At 70.4% G+C, this 8,574-nt stretch carries 8 protein-coding genes; all 8 read right to left on the bottom strand.

Annotated elements, in window-relative coordinates; translation table 11 throughout:
* The coding region (yjfF, locus tag FV228_RS13770) for a galactofuranose ABC transporter, permease protein YjfF (RefSeq protein WP_147855141.1) at positions 1-979 on the bottom strand (979 nt) is incomplete at its 3' end.
* The gene (locus FV228_RS13765; RefSeq protein WP_147855140.1) at positions 979-1,950 is read right to left on the bottom strand and encodes an ABC transporter permease; all 972 of its coding nucleotides are present in this window, start codon (positions 1,948-1,950) and stop codon (positions 979-981) included. The genes yjfF and FV228_RS13765, both read right to left, overlap by 1 nt.
* The gene (locus tag FV228_RS13760) at positions 1,950-3,488 is read right to left on the bottom strand and encodes a sugar ABC transporter ATP-binding protein (RefSeq protein WP_147855139.1); all 1,539 of its coding nucleotides are present in this window, start codon (positions 3,486-3,488) and stop codon (positions 1,950-1,952) included. Before FV228_RS13760 ends, FV228_RS13765 begins: the two co-directional genes overlap by 1 nt.
* 27 nt (positions 3,489-3,515) lie before the next feature.
* Entirely contained in the window at positions 3,516-4,454 is a 939-nt protein-coding gene (ytfQ, locus tag FV228_RS13755; protein WP_281406493.1) for a galactofuranose ABC transporter, galactofuranose-binding protein YtfQ, read from the bottom strand.
* Positions 4,455-5,029: 575 nt separating this feature from the next.
* Positions 5,030-5,170, bottom strand: coding sequence for a hypothetical protein (locus FV228_RS33100; RefSeq protein WP_187277737.1), 141 nt, complete (start codon positions 5,168-5,170; stop codon positions 5,030-5,032).
* 216 nt (positions 5,171-5,386) lie between these two features.
* Entirely contained in the window at positions 5,387-5,815 is a 429-nt protein-coding gene (locus tag FV228_RS13750) for a type II toxin-antitoxin system MqsA family antitoxin (protein WP_147855138.1), read from the bottom strand.
* Between the two features lie 2 nt (positions 5,816-5,817).
* Positions 5,818-6,123 carry a type II toxin-antitoxin system MqsR family toxin gene (locus FV228_RS13745; RefSeq protein ID WP_147855137.1) on the bottom strand — a complete coding sequence of 102 codons (306 nt, stop codon included), beginning with the start codon at positions 6,121-6,123 and terminating at the stop codon, positions 5,818-5,820.
* 97 nt (positions 6,124-6,220) lie between these two features.
* Positions 6,221-8,479 carry a xanthine dehydrogenase family protein molybdopterin-binding subunit gene (locus FV228_RS13740; protein ID WP_147855136.1) on the bottom strand — a complete coding sequence of 753 codons (2,259 nt, stop codon included), beginning with the start codon at positions 8,477-8,479 and terminating at the stop codon, positions 6,221-6,223.
* Positions 8,480-8,574 lie beyond the last annotated feature (95 nt).

Below are 8,574 nucleotides of genomic sequence, written 5' to 3'. Positions count from 1 at the left end.
GTTCCGGGCGGGGGCGGGCGGCCCGGCCGGGGCGCCCGGCGAGGGCTACCGAGCCCTGCTGCAGGGCGATGAAGGCGAAGAGCAGCAGGCCGGTGGCGATCTTGGTCCACCAGCTCGACAGGGTGCCGTCGAAGGTGATGGCCGTCTGGATCAGGCCGCCGATCATGACGCCGAGGAACGTGCCCAGGATGCCGCCCTGGCCGCCGGTGAGCAGCGTGCCGCCGATCACCACCGCCGCGATGGCGTCGAGCTCGACGCCCACCGCCGAGAGCGGGGTGCCCGAGGCGGTGTCGAGGGAGAACACGATGCCGGCGAGCGCCGCGAGCAGGCTCGACAGGGCGTAGATCGCGATGGTGTTGCGCCCGACCCGCACGCCCATCAGCCCGGTGGTGTGGCGGCTGCCGCCCAGCGCGTAGACGGTGGCGCCGAAGCGCGTGGCGTGGAGCAGCACCCCGCCCACTAGGAACACGGCGAGCATCACGCAGGCCGTCAGGGTCAGCCGCCCGCCGCCGGGCAGGCTCACCGACAGGTCGGCGACCGCGCTGTAGAGCGGCGCGTTGATCGGCACCGACTCGGTGGAGAGCAGGAAGCCGGCGCCCCGGGCCAGGAACATGCCGGCCAGGGTCACGATGAAGGGCGGCATCTCGAAGACGTGGATCAGCGCGCCCATCGCGGCGCCGAACAGGGCGGCGGCCCCGAGCACGATCCCGAAGGCGGCGAGCGGCGGGATCCCCCAGCGGTCGATGGCGAGCGCCAGGAACACCGTGGTGAAGCCGACCACCGAGCCGACCGAGAGGTCGATGCCGCCCGAGATGATCACGAAGGTCGTGCCGACCGCGACGATGCCCAGGAAGGCGCTGTCGGTGAGCAGGTTGCCGACGACCCGGGTGGTCAGGAAGGCGGGGAACTGGGTCGCGCAGAGGACGTAGCCGGCCGCGAACAGGAGCGCGGCGACCAGGACCGGGAGGTTGCGGCTCATCACGGCTTCCGCAGCAGCAGGGTGAGGCCCGACAGGCGGGGCGACTGGACGAGGAGCACCGCCAGCACCACCGCGGCCTTGACCACGAGGTTCAGTTCCGGCGGCAGGCCGGAGAGCAGGATGCCGGTGTTCATCGCCTGGATGATGAAGGCCCCGAGCACCGCCAGCCACAGGCTGAACCGCCCACCGAGGAGCGACGAGCCGGCCACCACCACGGCCAGGATCGCGTCGAGCTCCAGCCACAGCCCGGCATTGTTGGCATCCGCCCCCAGGATGTCGGCCGCCGCGACCACGCCGGCCAGCGCCGCGCAGAGGCCGCTCCAGGCGTAGACCGCCACCGTCACCGACCGGGTGTCGATGCCGGCGAGCGCGCTGGCGCGGGCGTTGCCGCCGGTGGCCTCGATCATCAGGCCGAGCGCCGAGCCGCGCACCAAAGCCAGCGTCAGGAGCAGCATGGCGAGGACCAGCACCACCGGCATCGGCACGCCGAACAGCGCGCCGCCGCCCAGGAAGGCCAGCTCGGAGGACGCGAAGGTGACGATGCGCCCCTCGGTGATCAGCTGGGCGATGCCCCGGCCGGCGACCATCAGGATCAGGGTGGCGACGATCGGCTGGATCCGCAGGCTCGCCACCAGGAACCCGTTCCACAGGCCGCAGGCGAGCCCGGTACCGAGGGCGGCGGCGAGCACCACCGGCAGGGGGTAGCTGTCGGCCAGGCTCGCCGCGACCGCCCCGGCGATCGCCATCACGGCGCCCACCGACAGGTCGATGCCGCCGGTGGCGACCACCAGCACCATGCCGAGCGACAGCAGCGCCACCGGCGCGCCGCGGTTGAACACGTCGATCAGGCTGCCGAACAGGCGCCCGTCCTGGAGATGCACCGCGAGGAATTGCGGCGAGGCGAGGCGGTCGGCCAGGAGCACGGCCGCGAAGGCGAGGAGCTGGGGCGCTCCGGAGCGAAGGGCGCGCATCAGGCGGGTTCCAAAACCGGTGCGGATGCCGCCTCGGCGGCGATCGCCCGGAGGATGGCGGTGAGGTCGACCGCGCTGCCGGCGAGTTCGGCCACCTGGGCCCGGTCGCGCATCACGATCACCCGGTCGGAATAGGTCACGATTTCTTCCAGTTCCGAGGAGATCACCAGGAGGGCGAGCCCCTCGTCGCAAAGCCGGCGGATCAGCCGGATGATCTCCGCATGGGCCCCGACATCGATGCCCCGGGTCGGCTCGTCGAGGATCAGCAGGCGCGGCTCGGTGGCGAGCCAGCGCGCCAGCAGCGCCTTCTGCTGGTTGCCACCGGACAGGAGCCCGATCGGCCGTTCCGGATCGGGCGGCCGGATGTCGAGCATCGCGATGAAGGCGCGGGCGATCTTGTCCTGGGCCGCACGGCCCAGGGGCCGGAACGGGCCGCGCCGGGCCTGCAGGGCCAGCACGATGTTCTCCCGCACCGTCAGGTCGGCGACGATGCCCTCGGTCTTGCGCTCCTCCGGGCAGTAGCCGAACCGGTGGCGCAGGGCGTCCCGGGGTCCGGCGATCCGGACCGGCTCGCCGTCGAGCAGGATGCGTCCGCGATCGGCCCGCTCGGCGCCGAACAGCAGGCGGGCGGTCTCCGTCCGCCCGGAGCCGAGGAGGCCCGCGAGGCCGACCACCTCGCCGCTGCCCACCGTGAGGTCGATGGGCTGGAGGTAGCCGGCCTTGCCGAGCCCCTCGGCCTGCAGGACCGGCGTGCCGGATTTTTTCTGTGACGACCGGTCCGCCGGCTCCGCCCGCGCCTCGGTCTCGGCGAGGTCGTGGCCCAGCATCGTGTGCACGAGCTCGAGGCGCGGGAAGCGCGCGGTCTCGCGCTCCGTCACCAGCCGGCCGTTGCGCAGGACCGTGATGCGGTCGGTGATCGCGTAGACCTGCTCCAGGAAGTGGGTCACGAAGACGATGCCGATCCCCCGCTCGGCGAGGCGGCGCATCACGCCGAACAGCACCGTGACCTCGTGGGTGTCGAGGCTCGCGGTCGGCTCGTCGAGGATCAGGGCCCGGGCCGAGAGATCCACCGCCCGGGCGATCGCCACGAGGTGCTGCACCGCCACCGGATAGCGGCCGAGCGGCGCGCCGACATCGATCGACAGGCCGAAATCCGCGAGCAGCGCGGTGGCGCGCCGGCGCATCTCGCGAGTGCGCACGAGGCCGAACCGGGTCGGCTCGCGGCCCAGGAACAGGTTCTGCGCCACGGTGAGGTTCGGCAGCAGGCCGACCTCCTGGTAGACCGTGGCGATGCCGGCCCGGGACGCGGCTTCCGCCGAGCGCGGGGCAATCGGCGCGCCGTCGAGCCAGACCTCGCCGGCATCGCGCCGGACGACGCCGGTGAGCGTCTTGATGAAGGTGGACTTGCCGGCGCCGTTCTCGCCGAGGAGGGCGTGGATCTCTCCCCGGCGCAAGGTGAAGTCGACCCCTGCGAGGGCCTGGTGCCCGGCGAAGCTCTTCGAGAGCCCGCGGACGCTGAGCAGGACGGAATCGGGCACGATGCGATCGCAGCGGTCGGGGTCGCGTCAGTAGCCGAGGTTCTTCTTGCTGTTGTAGACCTTCATCGGGTCGTCCGCGGCCGTGTAGAGCTTCGACTCGGTCTGGATCCACTTGGGCGGGACGGTGCCCTTCTCCTTGTAGGCTTTCAGCACGTCGAAGGCGGGGCCGGCCATGTCGGGGGTGAGCTCCACGGTGGCGTTGGCCTCGCCCGCGGCGATCGCCTTGAAGATGTCGGGGACCGCGTCGATCGAGACCGTCAGGATCTCCTTGCCGGGCTTCAAGCCGGCCTCCTTCATCGCCTGGATGGCGCCGACCATCATGTCGTCGTTGTGGGCGTAGACCGCGCAGATCGAGCGGCCGCCCTCGGCCTTGATGAAGCTCTCCATCACCTCCTTGCCCTTGGCCCGGGTGAAGTCGCCGGTCTGGCTGCGCACGAGCTTCAGGTTGGCGTGGGGCGCGAGGGCGGCGTCAAAGCCCTTCTTGCGGTTGGTGGCGACGCTGGCGCCGACCGTGCCCTGGAGTTCGACCACGTTGCAGGGCTTCTCGCCGACCGTCTTGGCCAGCCACGCGCCGGCGACCCGGCCCTCCTCGACGCTGTCGGAGGTGACGGCGGTCAGGTAGAGGTCCTTGCCGGCGGGATCGATGTCGCGGTCGAGCAGGATCACCGGGATCTTCGCGTCGCGGGCTTCCTTGAGCACGGAATCCCAGCCGGTGGCGACCACGGGGGCGAGCAGGATCGCGTCGACCCCCTGCGCCACGAAGGACCGGATCGCCTTGATCTGGTTCTCCTGCTTCTGCTGCGCGTCGGCGATCTTGACCGTGATGCCGCGCTTCTTGGCCTCGTCCTTGGTCACCGTCGTCTCGGCGGCGCGCCAGCCGGATTCGGAACCGATCTGCGAGAACCCGACGGTCAGCGAGGCGGCCTGGGCCCCGCCGGCCCACGCCAGCATCGCGCCCGCGATCATGGCCTTGATGGAAATGGTGCCTCTCATCGACGTCCCCCCGTTCGAATGCAGCCGCCGCCTCTTCAGGACGATCGGTCAGCATATGTATGACATATGCGCGGAAGGTTGGATAGCCGAACGCGCCCGTGCTGTCACCTGCGTCAGCGCCGACGATCGCCGACGGGCCGTGTCAGACCGGATCATTTGTCTGATTTTTATGTGAGGCCAGCCTGGCCGGCTCCTGTGGATCATCCGTCCCGGTATGGGCCGCCATGTCGGGTTCGTTCGCGCTGTCCGACGGCATGTCCCCCGCTGCGCAATCCTGTCCCCGCTCGGCGACCCGACACGCGCATGCGCCCCGGCAACACGAGCATCGTTTCAAGAATCGGAACCGGAACGATGCTCTCGCCGCCAACGCCCGCCGCATCCAGTGGTGGACGGCGGGGAATGCCTATCTCCGGCCGGTCAGCCGTTCGAGGTGACCGGCGCCGCGCAGACGGTCTTCCCCGACTTCGGCACGCTTGGCCGGGTCGGAGCCGATCGCGGCCTGAGCGGGGGAGGGAAGAGGCACAGCCGAGCGGCTGCGCCTGCCGTCCTCAGATCGCGGTGCGCCGGGCGTCGAGCCAGCGGAGCGCAACGGCCGAGCCGAGCACGGCACCCTCAGCCGCGATCCCCGCTGCGGTGATTGTGAGGGCGTTCAGGATCGCGTCGCGCGCGGCGTCTGAATCAGGGGGCAAGGATCATGGCAACGACGGTCAGCGCCCCAGCGACCGGCAACAAGATCGTGCGGAACAGGCCTGTCAGGCATTCCGTTACGATCTGTGTCATCATGATCGGCACCCTATCCAGGTTTGCCGGCTACGATACTTCTGTGACCTTGCCGGGTGGGAGCACCCGATGATGACTCCACGGCCAGCAAGCCGCAAACCGTGGCGCGATCGGGATATGCTGTCTCAGACGACGTCCTGACGAAGTTCTTCGGCAAGCTCGGGATGCCGATCGAGGAGGCGCAACAACTGGCTGGTTGGGCCGCTCGGCTCGACCAAGCCGCGCTCATATTTGTCGAAGGCCGATTCCCCGACCTTCAGCAGGCTGCCCGCCTCGCGCTGGGAGAGGCGCAACTTCTTGCGCACCCGCCGGATCGTCGCGGGGGAGGGCAGACCTTCCACCTCCTCCTTAAGCGCTCGCAAAGCCGCATCCGTCACCGCCATGTCCTGTCCGACATGGACACCCGCACCATCTCCGTCTGGATAATAGCCCGGCAGATCGACGGTCCGAGTCCGTCCCCTGTAGGCGACAGTGAAGAGGCGCACGCCCCGGCGAAGGATCTCTCCAGTCTCGGGCGAGACCATCGTTCCCGGTAGAGCCGTCTCGATAGCCATGCTCATTTCTCCTTGAATGACATGACGGTGAACTCGGTCACGACATCGGCCTGGAATTTCACGTAGAGCGTCAGGCCTCGAGCGGGGACATGATAGACATCCTGCCAGACACGATGATCAGCATGGGTCGTCATCGACTTGAAGAACATGTCGCGTTCGATCCCAGCGATCGTTTCGACGACACCTGCTCGATCGAACCCCAATGAGAATGCGTTGCGGAGCGCCGTCGTCGTCATCGCAAGGGTATCTGTCGCTCCCAGCGCGACCTTGATGGCTTGGAGGTCGTAGGTTGGACGCCGCTTCTCCATAACCGCCGAATGCCACCTTAATGGTGGCAGAGCAAGAGAGATGGGCGAACGTCATAGCCCCGCGGGCGGGACCCTTACGGGGTGCCGCCCGCCGGAATCACCCCAAAAGCTTGTCCAGGGTGATCGGCATCTCGCGCACTCGCACGCCGGTGGCGTGCCAGACCGCGTTGGCGATGGCGCCCACCGTGCCGGTGATGCCGATCTCGCCGACGCCCTTCACCCCCAACGCGTTCACCACGGAATCCTCCTCGTGGACCAGGATCGCCTCCATGGCCGGGATGTCGGCGTTCACCGGCAGGTGGTACTCGGCCAGGTTGTCGTTGAGGAAGCGGCCGGTGCGCGGGTCCATCTCGGCCCGCTCGTGCAGGGCGAAGGACAGGCCCCAGATCATGCCGCCGTAATACTGGCTCTGGACCAGCCGCGGGTTGATCACCCGGCCGGCTGCGAAGGCGCCGACCAGCCGGCTGACCCGGATCTGGCCCAAGTCAGGATCGACCCGCACCTCGGCGAAGACCGCCCCGTGGGCGTGCATCGCGTAGGACTTTTGGGCCGCCGGGTCGGCTCCGGCCTTGCCCTGGCCCTCGATGCTGGCCCGCCCGGCCCGCTTGAGGATGTCGGCGAAGGACTCGCTCCGGCTCGAATCGTCCTGCCGGGTCAGGCGCCCGCCCGCCGCGGCGACGCCGGCATTGCCGGCGCCGTAAAGCGGGGAGGCGGGGTCGTCGGTGGCGAGCTTGGCCAGCTGGGCGATCACGTCCTGGGCGGCGGCGTGGATCGCGTTGCCGGCCGTGGCGGTGTGGCCGGAGCCGCCCGCGATGCCGGCATTCGGAAGATCGGACGACCCCATCCGGAAGGTGAGGGCCTCCATGCCGATCCCGAGCCCGTCGGCGGCGATCTGGGCGAGCGCGGTCCAGGCGCCCTGGCCCATGTCGATCGCCCCGAGCTCCACCGTGCCGGTGCCGTCGGCGCGGATCTCGGCCCGCGCCATGCCTTCGAAGATCAGGGCCGGGAAGGTGGCGGTGCCCATGCCGATGCCGACCAAAAAGCCGTCCTTGTCCCGGGTCTGACGGGGCTGGAGCGGGCGTCCGGCCCAGCCGAACGCCTCGGCGCCGCGCTGGTAGCACGCGCGCAGGGCCTTGGACGAGAACGGCTTGCCGGTGATCGGCTCGACCTCGGCGTAGTTGGCGAGCCGGAACTCCAGCGGGTCCATGCCGAGTTCGTGCGCCATCTCGTCCAGCGCGCTCTCGAGGGCGACGCTGCCGGTGGCCTCGCCCGGGGCACGCATGAACAGGGGCGTGCCGGTGTCGAGCCGCACCGCCTCGTGCCGGATCGCGATGGCCGGGCTGGCGTAGAGGGTGCTGGTCGCCCGGCCGGCCGGCTCGAAGAAGTCGTCGAAGCTCGAGGAGGCGGTGAGGATGTGGTGGTCGAGCGCCGTGAGCTTGCCGGCCGCGTCGGTGCCGAGGCGGAGCGTCTGCCGGGTCGGGCCGCGATGGCCCATCGGGCCGTACATCTGGGAGCGGGTCGGCACCAGCTTGACCGGCCGCCCGACCATCCGGGCCGCCATGCAGGCGAGCACCTGCGGCCCCGAGGGCACGCCCTTCGAGCCGAAGCCGCCGCCGAGATAGGGGCTCTCGATGTGGATGTCGTCGGGCTTGATCCCGAACAGCCCGGCGAGCCGGCCTTGCGAGATCGCCAGCCCCTGGGTCGGCATGTGCAGGGTCAGCCGGTCGCCGTCCCACTGGGCCAGGGCCGCGTGGGGCTCCATGGCGTTGTGGTACTGGGCCGGGGTCTCGTAGGTGGCCGCGATGGTGCGCGACGCGGATGCCAGGCCCGCCTCGACGTCGCCGTCGCTCTCGGACGGGGCCGCGCCGACGCCCACCGAATCCGGGGTGAATACCTCGCCGGAATCGAGGCCGATGCGCGGCGTCTCGCTCGCGTAGGTCGGCGCCAGCAGGCGCGCGCCCTCGGTGGCGGCCTCCAGGGTCTCGGCGATCACCACGGCGATCGGCTGGTTGGCGTAGCGGACCCGGTCGTTCTGCAGCAGGTCCAGGCGGAAGATGAACGGCCCGGCCTTGGCGTCCGGGTCCTGGGCGAGTTTCGGGGCGTTCTCCGGGGTCATCACCGCGACGACGCCGGGATGGGCCTCGGCAGCGGACCGGTTCAGGCCGGTGACCCGGCCCTTGGCGATCCGGGCGACGCAGAGCGCCGCGTGCAGCGTGCCGGGGGGCAGGTTGTCGGCGGAGAACCTTGCCTGGCCGGTCACCTTGAGCGGGCCGTCCCGCCGGGTCAGCGGCTGGCCGATGCTGGAGCCTTGGCGGGTGCCGGCGGCGGAGGTCTGGGGTGTGGCGGTCGCGGTCATGCGGTCTGTCCTCAGACGATGCCGAACGGGGAGGCGGGAAGCGCCGGGATCCGCGCGGGCGTCCCGGCGGCCGCCAGCGTCAGCGCCCGGACCGC

Origin of the sequence: Methylobacterium sp. WL18 (assembly GCF_008040015.1) — a bacterium.
GTDB lineage: Bacteria > Pseudomonadota > Alphaproteobacteria > Rhizobiales > Beijerinckiaceae > Methylobacterium > Methylobacterium mesophilicum.
This window is presented reverse-complemented; position numbering and strand designations above follow the sequence as displayed.